The organism is Arthrobacter gallicola (assembly GCF_014836775.1).
Lineage (GTDB): Bacteria > Actinomycetota > Actinomycetes > Actinomycetales > Micrococcaceae > Arthrobacter_B > Arthrobacter_B gallicola.
Map to the genome: position 1 here is coordinate 210,935 of NZ_JACSQD010000001.1, position 18,179 is coordinate 229,113.

Consider the following 18,179-nt stretch of genomic DNA (forward strand, 5'->3'; position numbering starts at 1 on the left):
CGCGCCGACAGGGGGCGGGCCTTTAGCGGGCGGCGGAAACCTCTGAAGCGATGGCCGCGGCAAACGCGTCCACGTCCGCCTCGGTGGTATCGAACGTGCACATCCAGCGCACCTCACCGGTGGATGCATCCCAGTCGTAGAAACGGAAACTGTCCCGGAGCTTATCCGCCACGCCGGCCGGCAGGGTGGCGAAGACGGCATTGGACTCGGTGGCCTGGGTGAGGGTAACGCCGTCGATCTTCTCCACAGCGGAGCGCAGCCGGGCTGCCATGGCGTTGGCGGTGGATGCCGAGCGCAGCCAGAGATCCGTGCCGTAGAGCGCGATGAACTGGGCTGAGACGAACCGCATTTTGGACGCGAGCTGCATGTTCATTTTGCGCAGGTAGTCCAGGCCCGGGGCTGCGTCCGGGTTCAGGGCAACAATGCATTCGCCGTACATCATCCCGTTCTTGGTTCCGCCCAGGGACAGGATGTCGACGCCGGCATCGGTGGTCATGGCGCGCAGGGGGACGCCCAGGGCTGCCGCGGCGTTGCCCAGGCGGGCACCGTCCATGTGCAGTTTCATGCCGCGTGCATGGATGTGCTCGGAGATCGCCTGAATTTCCTCCACCGTGTAGAGGGTTCCCAGTTCGGTGGACTGGGTGATGGACACGGCCAGCGGCTGGGCGCGGTGCTCGTCGCCCCAGCCCCAGGCTTCGCGGTCGATCAGTTCCGGGGTCAGCTTGCCGTCCGGCGTGGGGACGTTGAGCAGCTTCATGCCGCCGACGCGCTCGGGGGCACCGTTCTCATCAACGTTGATGTGGGCGGTGGAGGCACAGATGACGGCGCCCCAGCGGGGCAGCAGGGACTGCAGGCTGATGACGTTGGCGCCGGTGCCGTTGAAGACCGGGAAGGCGCGCATCCGGTTGCCGAAGTGTGCGGTGAGGACGTCCCGCAGCTTGGCGGTGTAGGCGTCCTCTCCGTAGGCGACCTGGTGGCCGAGGTTCGCGGCGGCCATCGCGTCGAGGATCTCGGGGTGGACCCCGGAGTAGTTATCTGAGGCGAAGGCGCGGAGGGCAGGGTCATGCAGGGATGCGGTTTCAGTCACGGTGTCAGTATTCCTTACGAAGGTGCAGGGCCGGAAACAGGCCTCAGACGTAGTCAGAAGGGAGCAGGCTGATCCGCCTGCCGTTGAGCGGCTCGGCGGGTGTGGTGAACAGCCGGACGGCGGCCCTGCCCAGCTCGGCAACGTCGGTGAAGTCGGGGAACGCCCGCTCGGGCTCTGCGGCACGCATGGCCTCGTCCACCAGGGCCTTGACCACAAACACGGCGGCGGCGGCGCCGGTGCCGGTGAACCCGGCGGCGATGGCCTGCACCCAGGTTTCGGCCGCGGCCTTGGCCGCAGCATAGTTCGCGTTGCCGGGGGTGGGAGCGTCGACGGCGGTGGAGGAGACGATCGCCAGCCGGCCGCGCGGGGAGGCTGCCAGCTGATCGTAGAAACTGCGGCTGGTGTTGCGCAGGGTGGTGAGGATGTGGGTTTGCAGGAAGTCCCAGTCGGCATCACTTTGCCCGGTCAGGGTTTTGCCTCCGCGCCAGCCGCCGACGAGGTGGAGCAGGCCGTCGATGCCGCCGTGGGTTTCCTGCAGGTCCGCGGCGAGATTACCCACGTCGCCTGGGCGGCTGAGGTCGCAGGTGCGCAGCTCCGCCCCGGGTACCGAGCCCAATGCTGTCTCCAGCCGGGCCGCATCCGAGCCGACGGCCACCACGGTGGCACCACCGGCTGCCAGCGCCCCGCAGACAGCCCTGCCGGAGGCCGAGGACGCCCCTGCGACGAGGACGGTTAGCCCCTGGAGTGCGGTTGTTTCCTCGGCCCCGGCTGCGGTCATAGCGTGCTGCTCCCTGTGATTCCGGCGGTGGATTCGATCACCGGTGCCATCTTCCTGGACAGTGCTTCGTAGAACATGGACAGCGGGAATTCGTCGTCGAGCACTTCATCCGTGAGCGCGCGCGGCGGACCGTCCAACGGCAGGGCATCCGGTCCCTTGGCCCAGCGCGAGGCGGGGTTGGGGGTCAGCGTCCCTGACACCAGATCGTAGGCAGCCAGCCAGTGTGCTGTCTTGGGGCGGTCGATGGATCGCCAGTAAAGTTCCTCGATTTCCTCGCCCAGGCGGACGACGACGGCGGGGGCTTCGTCCCAGTCGATGCTCAGTTTTCCGTCGGTCCAGTGCAGCACATGGTGCTGGTGCATCCAGGCGAAGAGCAGCTGTCCCCCCAGGCCGTCGTAGTTGCGGACCCGGGAGCCGGTGATCGCGAACCGGAAGATCCGGTCGAAGATCACGGCGTACTGCACCAGGGCGGCGGTGCGGCGGGCCTGGGGGTCGGCGTCGTCGTCGTGCTGGATCCGGACCGACTCGCGGAAGGCGGTGAGATCGCAGCGCAGCTCTTCCAGGGAGTACAGGAAGTACGGCATGCGCTGCTTGATCATGAACGGATCGAAGGGCAGGTCGCCGCGCATGTGGGTGCGGTCGTGGATGAGGTCCCACATCACGAAGGTTTCTTCCGTGAGTGCCTGGTTGTCCAGGAACTCGGCGGCTTCCTCCGGCAGTTCCAGCGAGGTGATCTCCGCGGCGGCGGCCAGCACCCGGCGGAAGCGGGCGGCTTCCCGGTCCGCGAAGATCGCGCCCCAGGTGAAGGCCGGCGTCTCGCGGACCGCCACCGTTTCCGGGAACAGGACGGCGGAGTTGGTGTCATAGCCGGGGGTGAAGTCGCGGAAGCGGATCGGGACAAAGAGCTTGTTGGAGTAGTCTCCGGCTTCGAGGCCGGCGATGAACTCCGGCCAGATGACCTCCACGATCACGGCTTCGAGCAGGCGGGAACGGGAGCCATTCTGGGTGTACATCGGGAAGATGACCAGGTGCAGCAAGCCGTTGGTGCGGTTCTGCTGCGGCGCGAAGACCAGCAGGGAATCCAGGAAGTCCGGAACGCCCAGCCCTGCGTCGAGCCAGCGGTCCAGGTCCCGGACCACAAGCCGGAGGTATTCGGCGTCGTGCGCGAAGCCCGGGGCGAGGTCCCGGATGGCATCGCGGACGGTTTTCAGCAGCGGTTCGGCGGTGCCGTGGTGCTCTGCGGGGACGGAGCCGTCCGGCTCCTGCAGCTGCGCAAACTTTGTCGCGGCGCCCTTCAGCCGCTGCCAGGCTGCGGAATCCTCCGGGGCCGGCGCGAGCTGGGTGGCCGCAGAATGCAGCGTGGTGGATGACATGGCAGAGACCTTCCGGTAGCAGGATCCCCCAGCGGGAAGCTGACGTCCCCAGCGTAGCCACAAATCACCTATTCTTAGGCTCGATCCCATGGCAAGTAAGTAATCCTTATGCTTCGCGCTGGGCGCGCTGCCGTTTGGGCCAGTGGCTCTGCGGGTAGTCCACCACCATGCCGGGAATGTCCGCGTAAAAGTACGACCAGGCCCGGGCAGCTCCGCAGACCTGGTAGTAGATGTTGTTGACCAAAATGAGCGCAATGGCCATGACCGTTGTCAGTGCGGTTGTCAGGCCCGGGACGCTGTCCACCGGCAGGTTCCACGCCATGATGATCCGCAGGGCGGCGTCGAGGCACAGGCCGAGGCCCCACAGAATGCTGCTTACCCGCCACACCCTGCGGAAGCGCGGAAGGTGTTCCCAGAGCCTGTCCCATTCCCTGGGCCAGCCGAATCGGCCCTGAAGCAACGGTTTGCTCATGACGTAGACCAGCGGCCGCCGCGTAGCCGCGCTGATGAGGAACCACAGCCCGGAGACTCCTATGACCAGGGCGCCGCGGGCCAGGAGGAACCTCTCGTCCCCCGGGATGAGGGAGACGACGGTGCTCAGGACCATCAGGGAAAGGGCATAAAGTGCGAACGGAGACATCCGGCGGCTCCGCATCAAGTCCACCAGCGAGCTCGCCACTGAGAGGGCGGTTCCCGCCAGCAGCGCCGTATAGGCATCGATGCCGGCCGCCCGCAGGCCGTAGAAGAGACCCACAGGTAGCAGGAAGTCCAGCGCCAGCCGGATTAACCGGGAAGCTGTCGGTATCCTGCGGGAGGAGCCGGTCCCCGTAGGTTCCATGGCAGCAAACTACGCCGGGCAGGGTTCACGCGGCTAGGGGCAGCACGCAAACCCCCGCGGGGGCTACCTGCGTGCGCGAGCATTCCCGGGTGCCCACCAGCCAGCCGCGCAGCCGTGCAGCACAACTGCGATGGCCAAGGCTTCAACGGCCAGAAGGGCCACAAGGACCAGCAGCTGCACCAAGGCGGCGTCGACAGGGGAGGCACCGCCGAGGATCAGGCCCACAAATGCGCCCGGGAGCGTCACCAGGCCTACAGTCCGGGTCTGGTCCAGGGCCGGAATCAGGGCTTCGCCGGCCACCGGCCGCAGGATCAGCGTGCGTGCCTCCGGGTCCGGGAAGCCCAGTGCCAGTGCGGCCTCAACTTCCCCGGAGCGCTGCCGGAGTTCCCCCAGCAGACGGCGCCCCGCCAGAGTGGAGGCCGTCATGGCGCCGCCGATCAGCTGGCCGGCCACGGCGATCAGCGCCAGGGCGGAAAGCGGCAGGACCCCGCTCGCGAGCATCAGGCCAAGCACGGGCAGTACGCCGGCAGCAATCGGCACGGCCATCAGCAGTCCGCGGCGTCCAGTGGTGACGCGGCGTCCGGCCGTGAAGGACGCGACGCCGAACATCAGCAGCACAAATGCCGCGGCGGCAGCCGGGTGCCCGGCCAGCTCGCTGATGAGCAGGGCGACTACCGCAAGCTGCAGCACCGCCCGGGCGCCGGCGGCCAGCACGGCCCACGGCGACCGGGCCAGGAGCAGAGCCGAGACCAGCGCCGCGGTCAGGAGCAGGGCCGCCAGCAGCAGCCACGCCGCGGGGCCAATGCTCAGCAGGGTCGAATCCACGGCGGTTCGGGAAGTCCGGTCTAGTAGCCGCGGCTGTTGGGGGACTCGGTTCCGATCACGGCCAGCGGGACCTCCGGGTGGTTCTTTTCGACCCGGCGCAGCGCCCAGATGTCGTTGAACACCGCCACGTAGGCTCCGTCGGTGCGGACCAGGACCTCAGCGCCGTGCACATTGTTCAGTTTCTCCGCCGCCGAAGCGTCGGTGAGCCGCGCCAGTGAGTAGGAGAGCTGCTCGTAGCGCATCGGGGCGTTGAAGTCCTGCGTCATCCGGTCCTCAACCACTTCGAACTGCATGGGACCGACGGCGGCCAGCACCGGTGCCTGATCGCCGCGCCGGTCCGAACGCAGCACCTGGATGATGCCCTCGTGCTCGAGCTGGTCGATCCCGCGGCGGAACTGCTTGTACCGGCTGGGGTCCTGGGACCGGGCCACCCGGAAGTGCTCGGGGCTGAAGAAGGGGATCGGCGGGTACTGCACCGGCTCCTCAACGTAGAGGCTGTCACCAACGCGGAGGGCGGAGGCATTAACCAGCCCGACGACGTCGCCCGGGTACGCCTGGTCAATCACCTCGCGTTCGCGGCCGAACAGGTGCTGGGCGTACTTGGTGGCGAAGGTTTTGCCGGTGTTCGAGTGGGTAACCACCATGCCGCGTTCGAAGATGCCGGAGCAGACCCGGATGAACGCCACATGGTCCCGGTGGGCCTTGTTCATGCCGGCCTGGACCTTGAAGACGAAGCCGGAGAACGGTGCCTCGACGGGGCGCTGGTTTCCGGCGTCGTCCACACGGGGGCCGGCCGGCGGAGCGAGGTCCACCAGGGTGTCCAGGATCTGCTTCACACCGAAGTTCAGTGCTGCGGAGGAGAAGAGAATGGGGGTCGCTTTTGCGTCCAGGTAGGCCTGGCGGTCGAATTCGCGGCCGTCGATGACGAGTTCCGCTTCGCCGAGGGATTCGTCCCAGGCATCGCCTTCGGCGGCGGCTGCCTCCTCGGTGCTGAAATGCTCCTCCAGCGCCAGGGATGCGCCGGAGTTCTGCCGCGTGAAGCGGACGTATTCGTCCTTGGTCCGGTCCCAGACGCCGCGGAAATCGCCGGCGATGCCCACCGCCCAGGTCAGGGGCATGGGGGTCAGGCCCGTGCGTTCGGTGATTTCGTCCATCAGGGCCAGGGGATCAAGGCCGGGCCGGTCCCACTTGTTGATCACGGTGATGATCGGCAGGTTCCGGGCACGGCAGACCTCAAAGAGCTTCATGGTCTGGGTTTCCAGGCCCTTGGCCGCGTCAACGAGCATCACGGCGCAGTCGACGGCGGCCAGGACGCGGTAGGTGTCCTCGGAGAAGTCAGCGTGGCCGGGGGTGTCCAGCAGGTTGATGACGGTGTCCCGGTAGGCGAACTGCAGTGCGGTGGAGCTGATGGAGATGCCGCGGTCCTTCTCCATTTGCATCCAGTCGGAGACCGTTTCCCGGCGGTTTTCCTTGCCGTTGGTGGCACCGGCCGTACCGATAACGCGGGCGTGCAGTGCCAGCGCCTCGGTGAGCGTGGACTTGCCGGCGTCAGGGTGGGAGATCACTGCGAAGGTCCGCCGGCGGGCGGCTTCCTTAACGATCTCCTTGGTGGCGGTGGCGCTGACGGTGGTGGAAACCTGTTGGGACACTCCGCTGCTTTCAGACTCTGAGGTTGGTACTGCTTAGGGGGACTGCTAGTTGCCCTGCAGCCGGCTGTGCTCAACACAGCCTTTTCATTCTACCGTCAGTCGCGGATCCCATTGCCGGGCGGGCTACGGGGCCCGTGAATCCCTCCCGAACCCCGTGTGCGCGCCTGGCCTGCGGCGTATAAAGGAGGAACGACGAACCGCGCCGGGCAGCCAGCCTGCCCGGGGATGGAGTTCCCTGCCGTGGCACTTATTGCGATCGAAGAACACTGGAACCTGCCGGATCTGGCCCTTGCCGTGAAGGCGCTGCCCGCGGACCGGTCCGATCCCAGCATCGCCTTCGACGAGATGGGCGAAAACAAAGCCCGTCTCGAAGATCTCGGCGCAGGCAGGCTCGAGTTCATGGCGGCGCAAGGGGTGGACCTGCAGGTCCTTTCCCTGGCACCCCCGGGAACCCAACCGCTCGATCCTGCGGACGCCGTGCAGCTGAGCAGGCTGGCCAACGACGCCGCCGCGGCAGCCGTACAGCAGCATCCGGACAAACTGCGTGCCTTCGCTTCCCTCCCCATGCCCGATCCCGCAGCAGCGGCAACTGAGCTGGAACGCGCCGCCAGCCTCGGCTTCGTCGGGGCCATGGTCTACGGCCGCACCGGGGACGTACCCCTGGACTCCCCGCGGTACGACGACCTCTTTGGGGTGGCGGCAGCGCTCGGCCAGCCAATCTTCATCCACCCGCAGGCGCCATCGGAGACTCTGCGGCAGAGCGTCTACAGCGGTTTTGACCCGGCTACGGATCTGGCGCTCGCCACTATCGGCTGGGGCTGGCATGTGGAGGCTGGACTCGCTGCCCTGCGGCTGATTGTCCGCGGCACACTGGACCGGCACCCGGACCTGCAGCTGATTCTGGGCCACTGGGGGGAGCTGCTGCTGTTCTGGCTGGACCGGGCGGACACCCTCTCCGGCGTCGCGCATCTGGAACGGACGATTTCGGAGTACGTCCGTTCCAACGTGCACATCACCTGTTCCGGCATGCTGAACCCGGTGCTGCTTCGCCATGCCCTGGAGGTCACCACCCCGGACCGGCTGATCTTCTCCACCGACTACCCGTTCCAGCGGCCCGGCGGCCAGGATATCTCCACCCTGCTGGACGCTTTCGCCAGCGACTCGGACAGGGAGAAGTTCACGGCAGGCAACGCCAGGGCACTCTTCGGCCTTTCCACCCCCGAAGAAGAATCGTCTCCACCGGTAACCTGACAGCGACGGGACCGCCGGGGGCGGGGTTGGCCTAGTCTGTGAGGTACGGCACCCGGCCGTCTTCCCCAGACGAAAGGTCTCCCCGCATGGCTGAAGCCTTCATCATTGACGCAGTCCGCACACCGGTAGGCCGGCGCAACGGCGGTCTGGCCGGAGTGCACCCGGCCGATCTGGCCGCTGCGGTGATCGGCGAAACCGTTCGGCGCACCGGCATTGACTCGGCAGAGTTCGACGAGGTCATTCTCGGCTGCATTGACCAGGTGGGTCCGCAGTCGATGGACATCGCCAGGACTGCGTGGCTGGCTGCCGGGCTCTCCGAACGGGTTCCGGGAACCACGGTGGAACGCCAGTGCGGCTCCGGCCAGCAGGCGATTTCCTACGCGGCGCAGGCCGTGATGAGCGGAACAGCGGACCTGGTGGTGGCCGGGGGCGTGCAGAACATGTCTGCCGTGCCGATCGGGTACGCCAACACGGCGGCCGCGGAGCTGGGGTTCCCCAATCCATTCGCGGGATCTGCCGGCTGGGAGGCGCGGTACGGGACGCAGCCGATCTCCCAGTTCATTGGCGCGGAGATGATGGTGGACCGGTGGGGTCTATTCCGGAGCGAGCTGGAGGACTTCGCCGTCGAATCCCACACCCGGGCGCTCGCGGCCCAGGCCGAGGGCCGCTTCGACCGGGAAATCCTTCCCGTCGCCGGTCTCAGCGCCGATGAAGGGCCGAGGACCCCGGACCGGGCCAAGATCGAATCCCTGGCGCCGCTGCGGGAAGGCGGAAAACTCACGGCCGCGACGTCGTCGCAGATTTCCGACGCCGCCGCTGTCCTGCTGCTCGCGTCGGAGGACGCGGTACGCCGGTACGGGCTGCGGCCCCGCGCGCGGATCCACTCCATCACCGCCCGTGGGGACGATCCGGTGATGATGCTCAGCGCCCCGATCGAAGCCACCCGGCACGCGCTGAAACGCACCGGATTGTCACTGGCGGACATGGACCTGATTGAAATCAACGAGGCCTTTGCATCCGTAGTTCTGGCCTGGCAGCGCGAGCTCGACGCCGATCTTTCCCGGGTCAACGTCAACGGCGGCGGTATTGCGCTGGGCCATCCCATCGGCGCCACCGGCGCCCGGCTGATGACCACCCTGCTGCATGAACTGGAGCGGACCGGCGGGCGTTACGGGCTGCAGACCATGTGCGAGGGCGGCGGCCAGGCCAATGTCACCATCATCGAACGGCTTGGCTGAGGGCTGGGGCTCTATCAACTCCGCCGGAACCGCAGGGTAAGAATTTCAAACGGGCGCAGGAACAGCTCAACTGCGTCGTCTCCGGAGACGCGCAGGGCGCCGGACTCCACCGTGCGTTCCAGCAGATCCGTTGCGGTTACCCCGGCATAACCGAACCCGGGGGTGAGCCGGGCCGCCGCCCGCCCGCCGAATGCCTCATAGAGCCGGACGACGACGTCGCCGCTGCGGTCCTCGGCCAGCTTGACGGCCTCCACCACCACCGCCGGATTGTCCACGGTCAGCAGGGGTGCGGCTTCGGCGGTTCCGACGCCGGACACCGTGCGCAGCGGCAGGTTCAGCCGGTAACCCTCGGCCACCGCCTCGGGGATTTCGGCCGCCGGACGCAGGGAGAACTGGAACCTGTGGGCGCCCTGGTCCGCGCCAGGATCCGGGAACAGTGGGGCGCGCAGCAGCGAGAACCGGACCGTGGTGCAGGTCCGGCCGCCGACGTCGCTGCGGACCGTGTCATGTCCGTAGGTGCGGTCGTTGGCCAGGGCGACGCCGAAGCCGGGTTCACCGACATGAATCCAGCGGTGCGCCACGGTCTCAAACCGCGCCGCGTCCCAGGAGGTGTTGGCGTGGGTGGGGCGGTACAGGTGCCCGAACTGGATCTCCGACGCAGCGCGGTCAGCGTGCACGTGCAGCGGGAAAGCGAGTTTCAGCAGCTTCTGCCGCTCGTGCCAGTCCACGTCCACCACCAGGTCCACGGCTGTGCCGCCCGGGCTGAGTGAGATCCGCTGAATGAGCGTGGAGGACCCGAAGGTCCGCTCGATGCGCAGCGTCCGCCCGTCGTCCTCCGGTTCCATGGCGTCGGGTTGCATCAGGGCGCTGGTGCTGAACCGGTAGTGCGCGTCCAGGTCCCAGGCGTCCCACTGGTTCGGGGTGTCGCGGAAGAGCTGGAACTGGTTACCGGGCTGGCCGGGCGGGAATACCTCGCGCCCGGCGGCTAGCAATGAGGTAAACAGTCCGGACTCGTCCACTGTGAGCCGAAGCGTGGGCCCTGCCAGCTGCCAGCCGGATTCGGTGCGTTTCCAGTGGCCGGAGAAAGCTGCTGCAGCCGCCGGTCCCGCACCTCCTGCCGGCACGCCCTGCTGCGGATAGGGGCCGGCGTTGAGCACCGCAGTGGTGCTGCCGGTGCCCAGCAGGGCCCGGGCGGCGTCGTCGATCACTGCCTCCAGCTCTGCCGCCACACGGGCGTAGTTGTGCTCGGCTTCCTGGTGGACCCAGGCAATGGAGGTTCCGGGCAGGATGTCGTGGAACTGCTGGAGCAGGACGGTATGCCACGCCTGCTCCAGTGCCTCGTAGGGGTACGGGGTGCCGGTCCGCACGGCGGATGCCGTGGCCCAGAGTTCCGCTTCCCGCAGCAGGTGCTCGCAGCGCCGGTTGCCTCTTTTGGTGTTGGCCTGGCTGGTGTAGGTGCCGCGGTGGAACTCCAGGTAGAGCTCGCCGGACCAGACCGGAGGCTCGGCCAGCTCCGCTTCGGCTGCGGTGAAGAAGCGTTCCGGGCTGGAGAGCTGCACCGTTGGCGAGCCTTCCAGGTCCGCTGTGCGTTCGGCGGCGGCAAGCATCTCCCGGGTGGGGCCTCCGCCTCCGTCGCCCCAGCCAAAGGGCACCAGGGAGGTGTTCCCGAAGCCCTTCTCCGCGTATTGGCGCTGTGCGCGGGCCAGTTCCTGTCCGGAGAGTTCGGAGTTGTATGTGTCCACGGGTGGGAAATGCGTGAACAGGCGGCTGCCGTCAATGCCCTCCCAGAGGAACGTGGAGTGCGGCATGGTGTTGGTTTCGTTCCAGGAAATTTTCTGCGTCAGGAACCAGCGGGCGCCGGCGGCCCGGGCGATCTGCGGCAGGGCGGCCGAGTAACCGAACGAGTCCGGCAGCCAGACCACCTCGGGGTCGACGTCGAACTCTTCCTGGAAAAAGCGCTTTCCGGCCACGAATTGCCTGGCCAGGGCTTCACCGCCGGGAAGATTGGTGTCCGATTCAACCCACATCCCGCCGGTGGGCACGAACTGTCCGCTGCGTACCTTTTCTGCGACCCGGGAAAACAGCTCCGGATAGTGTTCCTTCAGCCAGGCGTACTGCTGGGCCGAGGAAGCTGTGAAGACAAAGTCCGGGTTCTTTTCCATCAGTTCCAGCACATTGGAGAAAGTCCGGGCGACTTTCCGCACGGTTTCCCGGACCGGCCACAGCCAGGCGCTGTCGATGTGGGCGTGGCCAACGGCATGCACCCGGTGAGCGCTCGCGTACGCCGGGCTCTCCAGTACGGCGGCGAGCGCGGCACGTCCGGCACTGGCCGTGCCGGGAATGTCGGCGGGGTCAACGGCATTGACCGCGCGTTCCATGGCGCGCAGGAGCTCGTACCGGCGGGGCAGGTCCATCGGCAGTTCGTGCATCAGCCCGTTCAGCGTCCAGAAGTCCCGGGCCAGGTTCCAGGCCGGCACATCCAGCAGGGCAAGGTCCGCTGCGCGGAAGGTGTACAGCGGTTCCTCTCCCGCCGTCGTCCGGTCGCCCAGCGGCGTCGGCGCGAAAGTGAAGCCTGCAATGACGTTCGGGTTGGAAGCGGCCTCAATGTAGTAGGTGAAGGCTTCGCCGGGACGGTGGGGGAGCGGAACGCTCAGGTTCCGCGGTTCCACCGCCTTCACGATTAACCCGTCGGCCGTGTACACGAGTCCCTCGGCCTGAAACCCCGGGCCTTCGCCGTCGAAACCCAGATCGATCACCAGTTCTGTCCGGACTCCGTCGCCCACATCCCAGTCCGCCGGAACCGTCCCGCTGACCCGGAACCAGGTGGTGTCCCACGGCGCGCCCCACGGCTGGCCCGCTGCGAAAGGAAGGAAGTCCTGTCGGACGGCCTCTGCGAAGGGCACCGGTTCACCCGGGGCTGTCCACGCCGTGATTTCCAGGGGGCGGCGCTCCCGCCACTGAGCCGGCTCGAGCCGTTCGCGCAGGAAGCGTGTGATCCGGGCTTCAACAAGTTCGCGGTTCTCGTGCATCTGGCACCTTAGCCTTTCATGGCACCGCTGAGCGCAAACGAGCCGCCCATCGCGCGGGAAACGATGTAGAGGACGATCACCGGCACTGAATACAGGATGGAGAATGCAGCGAGTTCGCCGTAGGCGACGCCGCCGTACTGGTCGAAGAAGCGGAAAATACTCACGGACGCAGGCTGTTTGTCCGGAGAGAACAGAAGGATAAAGGGAACGAAGAAGTTACCCCAGCCCTCAAGGAACACGAAGATGAAAACGACCCCAAGTCCGGGCCGCATGAGCGGGAGCACCACATAGAACAGCGCCTTCATGGACGAAGCCCCGTCAATCCAGGCGGCTTCCTCCATGGACACGGGCACCGAGTCCATGAAATTCTTCGTCATCCAGATCGCGATCGGCAGGAAGGTCGCACCCATAAAGAAGATGGTTCCTCCCAGTGAATCGAGCAGGTTCAGCTGCACGAACAGGCTGTACACGGGGACCATGATTGCTGTGATCGGCAGGCAGGTGCCGAAAAGGACGGTGTACATAAACGGGCGCTTGAACCGCATCTGGTAGCGGGAGAGGGGATAGGCGGCCAGCACTGCGGCAATGACGGTTACGAAGGCGGAACCGACGGCGAGGATGAAGCTGTTCAACAGCGGAATGAAGGTCTGCTGAGCGGTCATGATGGCGCCAAAATTCTCCAGCGTGAGCGTGGACGGCACCGCGAGCTCGTAGGTGGCGTCCGCATTGACGGAGGCAGCCAGGAGCCAGGTCAGCGGCAGCACAAAGCAGGCAGCCAGCAACACCAGCGCGGTATTGGCTGTCCGCGCACTGCGGGCTTTGGCCGCCCTCATGGCGGGGCGGGCGGTGACGACGGCAGTCATGGCCTAGTCCTTCCTTTCCCGCAGCATGCGGATGTAGGCGATAGAGAACACGGCTCCAATGAACAGCATCACGACGGCGATCGCAGTGCCGTAGCCGATGTCTCCGTACTGGAATGCCTGCTCGTAGGCCATGATCGGCAGGGTGGTACTCGCATTGAGCGGCCCGCCGCGTGTCACCACGTAGATGAGCGTGAAGGTACCCAGGGTCAGCAGGGTGATCAACATCAGGTTGGTGGCGATGCTGCGTTTGATCATGGGGAGCGTGATGAACCGTAGCCGCTGCAGTCCGCCGGCACCGTCGATGGTTGCTGATTCGGTGATCTCCGGCGGGACGTCGTTCAGGGCAGCCTGGTAGTTCATCATCGAAAACGCCGTGCCCCGCCAGATGTTGGCCAGGACCAGGGCAAGCATGGGGTATTCATAGAGCCAGTCCACGGCGGGAAGCCCGGCCAGGCCGGTGAGCTGGTTCAGCATCCCGTCCCGGAAGAAGAACGCGTAGGCGATGAATGCGGCGACGATTTCAGGCAGCACCCATGCGGCAACTACACAGGTTCCGACGACGCCTGCCACCACGCGGTTGGCGCGCTGCATCACCAGGGCCAAGGTCAGGCCCAGGCAATTCTGGCCGATGACGGCGGATCCGAGAACGAACAGGAAAGTCAGCCACAGTGAGCGCGGGAACTGCGGATCGGTGAATAGACTGCGGTAGTTCTCCAGTCCGATCCATTCCGGGTTCCGGGCGCTCGCACCCGTGAGGCCCGCGTCGGTGAAGGAACCATAGAGAGCCCACAGGATGGGACCGCCAAGGAACACCAGCAACAGCACCACCGCCGGCAACAGGGGCAGGAGGCGGGCGCTTCGCCGCAGCCGTACCGATGCTGCTGGCGGCCGCGTCCGGGGTGCCTGCTTCGGCTTCCGGGCCCGGGCCTCCGGTGTGGCGGAGGCCCGGGAGGGGGAAGCGCTTGAAGGTGCCTGGCTACTCTTCAATGACGTTGTCTTCGCCGACGATCCGTTTCAGGGTCTCGTCATAGGTGGCTGCGGCCTCCTCCGGACTCTTGCCGCCAGCCACCACCTCTTGGGTGGCGGTGAGTACGGCAGTGTCGATTTCTGCAAAGTCAGCCGTCGCAGGGCGGTAGTTGCTCACATTCAGGACTTCGGTGACCTCACTGGCGAAGGGGTTCATCTCTTGGTACTCGGAAGCTTCGGCCACATCGGTACGGACGGCGATCTTCGACGCGTCCACTGTGTACGCCAGTGAGTTGTCGTAGTTCATGGCCGTCTTGAGAAACTCCACGGCCAGATCGGGGTTTTTGCTCCCGGCACCGACGGCGAGGGTCCAGCCGCCGGACATGCTCACGGCACCGGGCCCCTGTCCATCCTGTGTCGGGAACGGAGCGGTGGCCATAACATCGCCGTACTCCGGCCATTCGTAATCCGCTCCCTCCTGCCAGAACTGCGGGGCATAGGAGCCTTCAACGGTGGCACCCATCCGGTCCTGCGGGAGCATTTCTCCCACGATCTGCTGCCAGATGTTGGGATCAAGGGCTTCCGCCGGCGAGACAGCCAAGCCCTCGTCGTAGATGGTCTTCAGGAAGGTCAATGAATCGACGAAGCCCTGCGAGCCGACCACCCACTTCTGTTCCTCCTCGTTGTACAGGCCACCGTCTTCGGTGCCGTAGAGCAGCTCGTAGAAACTCTGCATGGTGCCTGCGTACATGCTGAACGGCACCACGTCTGGGTTGGAAGCCTTGACAGTACGGGCCATCCCCAGCAGGTCGTCCCAGGTTTTGGGCTGCCACGGAAGCTCGATGCCTGCCGCACCCAGAACATTCTGGTTGTACCAAATGACTCTGGTGTCGGTCTCCAGCGGAACAGCGTAGGTGCTGCCGTCATCGCCGAGGCCTGCCTGCTTTGCGGTCTCGTTGAAGGTTGCCCAGTCCTCCCAGTCGGCGAGGTAATCGTCCAGGGCAAGGACGTAACCGGCGTCGACGTCGGCCCGCAGTTTGAACGAATCCTCCGCAAAGACATCCGGGGCCGTATCCGGGGAGCGCTGTGAGAGGGCGAGCTTGGTCGCGTAGTCCTCGTCGTTTCCCTCAATCGGGCTCAACTCCACGGTGACGCCCTCGTTGGCGGCTTCAAACTGAGCTTTGGTGTCTGTCATCAGAGATTCCAGGACCGGATCTGCTTTTTTATAGGCAATCCGCAGCGTCTGGGAATCCTCCCCGCCGGAATCACCACTGGAGCAGCCGGTCAGCGCCAGGCCTACGGCCGCGACTGCCATCAACGTCTTCTCTATGCCGCGCATGGTTCTCCTTTGATCCACGACTTTCCCGGCAGGGGTCAATGCCCCTGATGGTGCCCCGACGCTAGTACATCGAATGGACTTATTCAATGGTGTCGCGCGGGTGCTCCGGCCGCTATCCCTGTAAGAGGAGCCGCTCCCGCCGCGGACCGAGCGCCCGGTCCAACACGAGGCAGGCGGCTCCGACGGCCGTCACATCCTCACCCAGCACCGTGCCAGTGACTTCGAGCGGCCGCTCCCCGGCCACGGGGTGGCCCGCCAAAAGAGCGGGGATGGCTGCAAGGTAGCGGGCAGAGACGGGGGCCCAAAAGGGGCCGCCGAAGATCACGTGGTCGACGTCGAACATAGCCCGAAGCGTGGCAACCGCGCGGGCGGTCCGGGCTGCGGCCTGGTCTACCAGACGGCCCGCGGCCTCGTCGCCGGCGAGCGCGGCCCCGCAGATATCCAGGAATGCCGCCGTAACTTCCGAGTCAGCGGCATCCGGTGGCAGGACGGCAGTCAGGCCCAGTCCGGCTGCTTCCCGGACCAGGCTCCGCGGAGTGCACGTCACGGCCACGCATCCGCGCTGCCCGCAGGAACAGGGCGGGCCGGAGACGTCCGTGACAAGGTGTCCGATCTCGCCTGCGTTCCCGGAGACGCCGTGCAGCACTTCACCATCGAGTGCCACAGCGCAGCCGATGCCGGTTCCGATGTACACAAAGAGGAAGCTCGGAGTGCTCCGGCGGCCGCTGACCCAGATTTCGGCAGCCGCCGCAGCGCTGACGTCCTTTTCGACCAGGACGGGCAGACCCGTGGATGAGGCCAGTGCGCTTCCGAGGGGGACGTGGTGCCAGCCCAAGAGGTTGGGTGGGTCCAGCACGGTGCCGGAGGCCTTATCGATCGGGCCGGGCGTGGCAACCCCCAGGCCTGCGACACGTTCCCGATCCACTCTGCTCTCGGTGAGGAGGGCGGACGCCTCTGCGGTGATAGTGGCCAGGACCTGTGCGGGATCGTTGCCTTGCGGAGTCTCTACCTGCCGGCGGGCCACAACAGTTCCCATCAGGTCCAGCAGGACCGAGGTGGTCACGGCCGGGTCCAGCTGTACGCCGACGGCGTAGCTTCCTGCGGCGTGCACGCGGAGGGTTGTCCGGGGTTTGCCCGCTCCGCCGCTGGTTTTCCCGGCCTCCGTCACCAGATCGGAATCCAAGAGGCGGCGGACAATATTGGAGACCGTCTGCGGCGCAAGTCCAACGGCGCTCACCAGCTCCACCCGGCTGAGTCCCTGCTCGGACCGGCGGATGGCGTCCAAAATGACGGTCTGGTTGAAGTCTCCCATCTTCGGGAGATTGGTTCCGCGTCGCATCGATCTGCTTTCCACTAAGCGGTGCTTGGCCAGGCAGCTTCCTCGAAAGGCGAATAGTGCCGATGCAAAGGAAGCTTAGGCGTCCACCGTCTCATTCCGCCTGGCCGGCCAGCCCAAGGTCCTGTCCGCAAGGCAAGCGGCCGCGGCCCCCGCAGCATAAGCAGGCAGATCCCACGCATTGAACGTGCTGCCCAGCACCAGATGCAGCAGGGGCGAGGTCTCACCCAGCCTGGCCGGCCAGCCGGTGAGCTGGAACAGCTCCACCAGGGTGCACAGCACGACGGCGGCAGCAGCCAGCTGCGCCGGACCCACCCGCGTGGTCCGCAGCACGAGCGCACCCAAGGCAAGCAGCAGGTACACCAGCGCGGCATACAGGATGCCCCCGGCGGCGTCGCCCACGATTCCAGGCAGGCCGCGGACAGCTAGTCCGCAGGCTACGACGGCGGCCGCAGCGGCTCCCAGGGCCAGGGCACGGCGGGAAGCGGGCCGGGCAGGGATGTCATCTCTAGCGGAAGGGGCAGGCATACGAGGATCCTAGACGCTGCCCCGGGTGCCGCCGTTAATCGATGCCGCTGTTGGACATCCACCGCTCCAGAGGGCTCACTCCTCGCCGGCCGCCGCAGCTTCGGATGCCTCTCCATGATCCACGATGTCACCGTCCGTGAAGAGGATGCCGCCGGCAATAGCGCGCCACTGCGGGGTTTTCCGGAGGAGGAACTCCAGTTCCATGGAAAAGTGCTTGAACTCCTCGCCCAGGGAATCCTTCATGATGCTCCGGGATTCCTCGTCAGGTTCCACCGCAATGCGCTGGACGTACCAGCCGATCGCTTCGGCTTCTTCACTGAGACTGGCGCACATCCTGGCGAAGGTCCGGATCTCCGGCGGGAGCTCTGACGGCGGCTCGTGATACTGGTCTGTTCCCATTGGGTCTCCCATGGTGGGCCCGGGACCGCGCCGGCACGGCAAAGCCCGCCGCACGCTGAACCGGAAACGTAAATGGACCGGATAATCGAGCGTACGGCGGGCTTTCGGGGCAGACAATGGCCGGCGGGTATCTGTCAGGCCCGCGGGGTGAAGCGCCGCTTACTGCCGGGCGCCGCCGTCGTCGTCCTGTGCGTTGTCCTTCGGGACCAGCCGGATGGACACGGAGTTGATGCAGAACCGCTGGTCGGTGGGGGTATTGAAGCCCTCGCCCTCGAACAGATGACCCATGTGCGAGTCGCAGTTGGCGCACCGTACCTCAATGCGGTCCATGCCCATGCTGCGGTCGTGCAGGTAACGGACCGTGCCCTCCGCCAGCGGGGCGAAAAAGGACGGCCAGCCGCAATGCGAGTCAAATTTCTCGTTGCTGGTGAACAGTTCCGCTCCACAAGCCCGGCATTCGTAGACGCCCTCGGTCTTGGTGTCCCAGTATTCGCCGGTGTACGGCCGTTCGGTGGCGGCCTGCCGCAGCACCTGGTACTCCATCGGTGTCAGTTCACTTCGCCACTCCTCATCGGATTTCCGGACCGGGGGCTGGGCCGTGGCGCTGCCGTCCTTGATGTTCCCGTCCTGAATGTTTCCGCCCGTGGTCATGCCATCCATGTTGATCCTCAATCTGCGTC

General features: G+C 66.2%; 16 protein-coding genes. 2 read left to right on the forward strand and 14 right to left on the reverse strand.

Annotation, left to right across the window (positions count from 1 at the left end):
- Positions 1 to 22: 22 nt before the first annotated feature.
- The 6 genes from H9639_RS00910 to H9639_RS00935 all read right to left on the reverse strand — a co-directional run bounded on the left by H9639_RS00910 (position 23) and on the right by H9639_RS00935 (position 6,550).
- The gene (locus H9639_RS00910; protein ID WP_191806278.1) at positions 23 to 1,087 is read right to left on the reverse strand and encodes a threonine aldolase family protein; all 1,065 of its coding nucleotides are present in this window, start codon (positions 1,085 to 1,087) and stop codon (positions 23 to 25) included.
- Positions 1,088 to 1,130: 43 nt separating this feature from the next.
- A complete protein-coding gene (locus tag H9639_RS00915) occupies positions 1,131 to 1,865 on the reverse strand; it encodes an SDR family NAD(P)-dependent oxidoreductase (RefSeq protein WP_191806279.1) in 735 nt (244 codons plus the stop codon).
- Complete coding sequence (locus H9639_RS00920) at positions 1,862 to 3,238, reverse strand: DUF6421 family protein (protein WP_191806280.1); 1,377 nt, start codon at positions 3,236 to 3,238, stop codon at positions 1,862 to 1,864. The genes H9639_RS00915 and H9639_RS00920 overlap by 4 nt, the downstream gene beginning before the upstream one ends.
- Before the next feature lie 106 nt (positions 3,239 to 3,344).
- Positions 3,345 to 4,076, reverse strand: a complete 732-nt coding sequence (locus H9639_RS00925; protein ID WP_191806281.1) for a VC0807 family protein — start codon at positions 4,074 to 4,076, stop codon at positions 3,345 to 3,347.
- 63 nt (positions 4,077 to 4,139) lie between these two features.
- Positions 4,140 to 4,901 carry an ABC transporter permease gene (locus tag H9639_RS00930; protein ID WP_191806282.1) on the reverse strand — a complete coding sequence of 254 codons (762 nt, stop codon included), beginning with the start codon at positions 4,899 to 4,901 and terminating at the stop codon, positions 4,140 to 4,142.
- A 20-nt stretch (positions 4,902 to 4,921) separates the two neighbouring features.
- Positions 4,922 to 6,550, reverse strand: coding sequence for a peptide chain release factor 3 (locus H9639_RS00935; RefSeq protein ID WP_191748628.1), 1,629 nt, complete (start codon positions 6,548 to 6,550; stop codon positions 4,922 to 4,924).
- Positions 6,551 to 6,775: 225 nt separating this feature from the next.
- Here H9639_RS00935 and H9639_RS00940 point away from each other — a divergent pair, with 225 nt between their 5' ends.
- On the forward strand, positions 6,776 to 7,801 hold the full coding sequence (locus tag H9639_RS00940; protein WP_225219042.1) for an amidohydrolase family protein: 1,026 nt from the start codon (positions 6,776 to 6,778) through the stop codon (positions 7,799 to 7,801).
- Between the two features lie 86 nt (positions 7,802 to 7,887).
- On the forward strand, positions 7,888 to 9,039 hold the full coding sequence (locus tag H9639_RS00945; protein ID WP_191806283.1) for an acetyl-CoA C-acetyltransferase: 1,152 nt from the start codon (positions 7,888 to 7,890) through the stop codon (positions 9,037 to 9,039).
- Between the two features lie 14 nt (positions 9,040 to 9,053).
- On the opposite strand, the gene H9639_RS00950 is transcribed toward H9639_RS00945, so the two are convergent.
- From H9639_RS00950 to msrB, 8 genes are all read right to left on the reverse strand, one after another.
- The gene (locus tag H9639_RS00950; protein ID WP_191806284.1) at positions 9,054 to 12,068 is read right to left on the reverse strand and encodes an alpha-mannosidase; all 3,015 of its coding nucleotides are present in this window, start codon (positions 12,066 to 12,068) and stop codon (positions 9,054 to 9,056) included.
- An 8-nt stretch (positions 12,069 to 12,076) separates the two neighbouring features.
- Entirely contained in the window at positions 12,077 to 12,931 is an 855-nt protein-coding gene (locus H9639_RS00955; RefSeq protein ID WP_191806285.1) for a carbohydrate ABC transporter permease, read from the reverse strand.
- A gap of 3 nt (positions 12,932 to 12,934) precedes the next feature.
- Complete coding sequence (locus tag H9639_RS00960; RefSeq protein ID WP_191806844.1) at positions 12,935 to 13,798, reverse strand: carbohydrate ABC transporter permease; 864 nt, start codon at positions 13,796 to 13,798, stop codon at positions 12,935 to 12,937.
- A gap of 109 nt (positions 13,799 to 13,907) precedes the next feature.
- Entirely contained in the window at positions 13,908 to 15,236 is a 1,329-nt protein-coding gene (locus tag H9639_RS00965) for an extracellular solute-binding protein (protein WP_191806286.1), read from the reverse strand.
- A 112-nt stretch (positions 15,237 to 15,348) separates the two neighbouring features.
- Positions 15,349 to 16,575, reverse strand: coding sequence for an ROK family transcriptional regulator (locus tag H9639_RS00970; protein ID WP_225219043.1), 1,227 nt, complete (start codon positions 16,573 to 16,575; stop codon positions 15,349 to 15,351).
- A 75-nt stretch (positions 16,576 to 16,650) separates the two neighbouring features.
- Positions 16,651 to 17,100: a DUF2809 domain-containing protein gene (locus H9639_RS00975; RefSeq protein WP_191806287.1), complete on the reverse strand. Its 450-nt coding sequence runs from the start codon at positions 17,098 to 17,100 to the stop codon at positions 16,651 to 16,653.
- A gap of 75 nt (positions 17,101 to 17,175) precedes the next feature.
- Positions 17,176 to 17,499, reverse strand: coding sequence for a ferritin family protein (locus H9639_RS00980; RefSeq protein WP_191806288.1), 324 nt, complete (start codon positions 17,497 to 17,499; stop codon positions 17,176 to 17,178).
- Positions 17,500 to 17,658: 159 nt separating this feature from the next.
- Complete coding sequence (msrB, locus tag H9639_RS00985) at positions 17,659 to 18,150, reverse strand: peptide-methionine (R)-S-oxide reductase MsrB (RefSeq protein WP_191806289.1); 492 nt, start codon at positions 18,148 to 18,150, stop codon at positions 17,659 to 17,661.
- Positions 18,151 to 18,179: the final 29 nt, after the last annotated feature.

Excerpts from the sequence above, each read along its gene's own strand:
- H9639_RS00915 (WP_191806279.1), bottom strand. The coding sequence starts at position 1,865 with ATGACCGCAGCCGGGGCCGAGGAAACAACCGCACTCCAGGGGCTAACC.
- H9639_RS00920 (WP_191806280.1), bottom strand. The coding sequence starts at position 3,238 with ATGTCATCCACCACGCTGCATTCTGCGGCCACCCAGCTCGCGCCGGCC.
- H9639_RS00925 (WP_191806281.1), bottom strand. The coding sequence starts at position 4,076 with ATGGAACCTACGGGGACCGGCTCCTCCCGCAGGATACCGACAGCTTCC.
- H9639_RS00940 (WP_225219042.1), top strand. The coding sequence starts at position 6,776 with ATGGAGTTCCCTGCCGTGGCACTTATTGCGATCGAAGAACACTGGAAC.
- H9639_RS00945 (WP_191806283.1), top strand. The coding sequence starts at position 7,888 with ATGGCTGAAGCCTTCATCATTGACGCAGTCCGCACACCGGTAGGCCGG.
- H9639_RS00950 (WP_191806284.1), bottom strand. The coding sequence starts at position 12,068 with ATGCACGAGAACCGCGAACTTGTTGAAGCCCGGATCACACGCTTCCTG.
- H9639_RS00955 (WP_191806285.1), bottom strand. The coding sequence starts at position 12,931 with ATGACTGCCGTCGTCACCGCCCGCCCCGCCATGAGGGCGGCCAAAGCC.
- H9639_RS00965 (WP_191806286.1), bottom strand. The coding sequence starts at position 15,236 with ATGCGCGGCATAGAGAAGACGTTGATGGCAGTCGCGGCCGTAGGCCTG.
- H9639_RS00970 (WP_225219043.1), bottom strand. The coding sequence starts at position 16,575 with ATGCGACGCGGAACCAATCTCCCGAAGATGGGAGACTTCAACCAGACC.
- H9639_RS00975 (WP_191806287.1), bottom strand. The coding sequence starts at position 17,100 with ATGCCTGCCCCTTCCGCTAGAGATGACATCCCTGCCCGGCCCGCTTCC.
- H9639_RS00980 (WP_191806288.1), bottom strand. The coding sequence starts at position 17,499 with ATGGGAACAGACCAGTATCACGAGCCGCCGTCAGAGCTCCCGCCGGAG.
- msrB (WP_191806289.1), bottom strand. The coding sequence starts at position 18,150 with ATGACCACGGGCGGAAACATTCAGGACGGGAACATCAAGGACGGCAGC.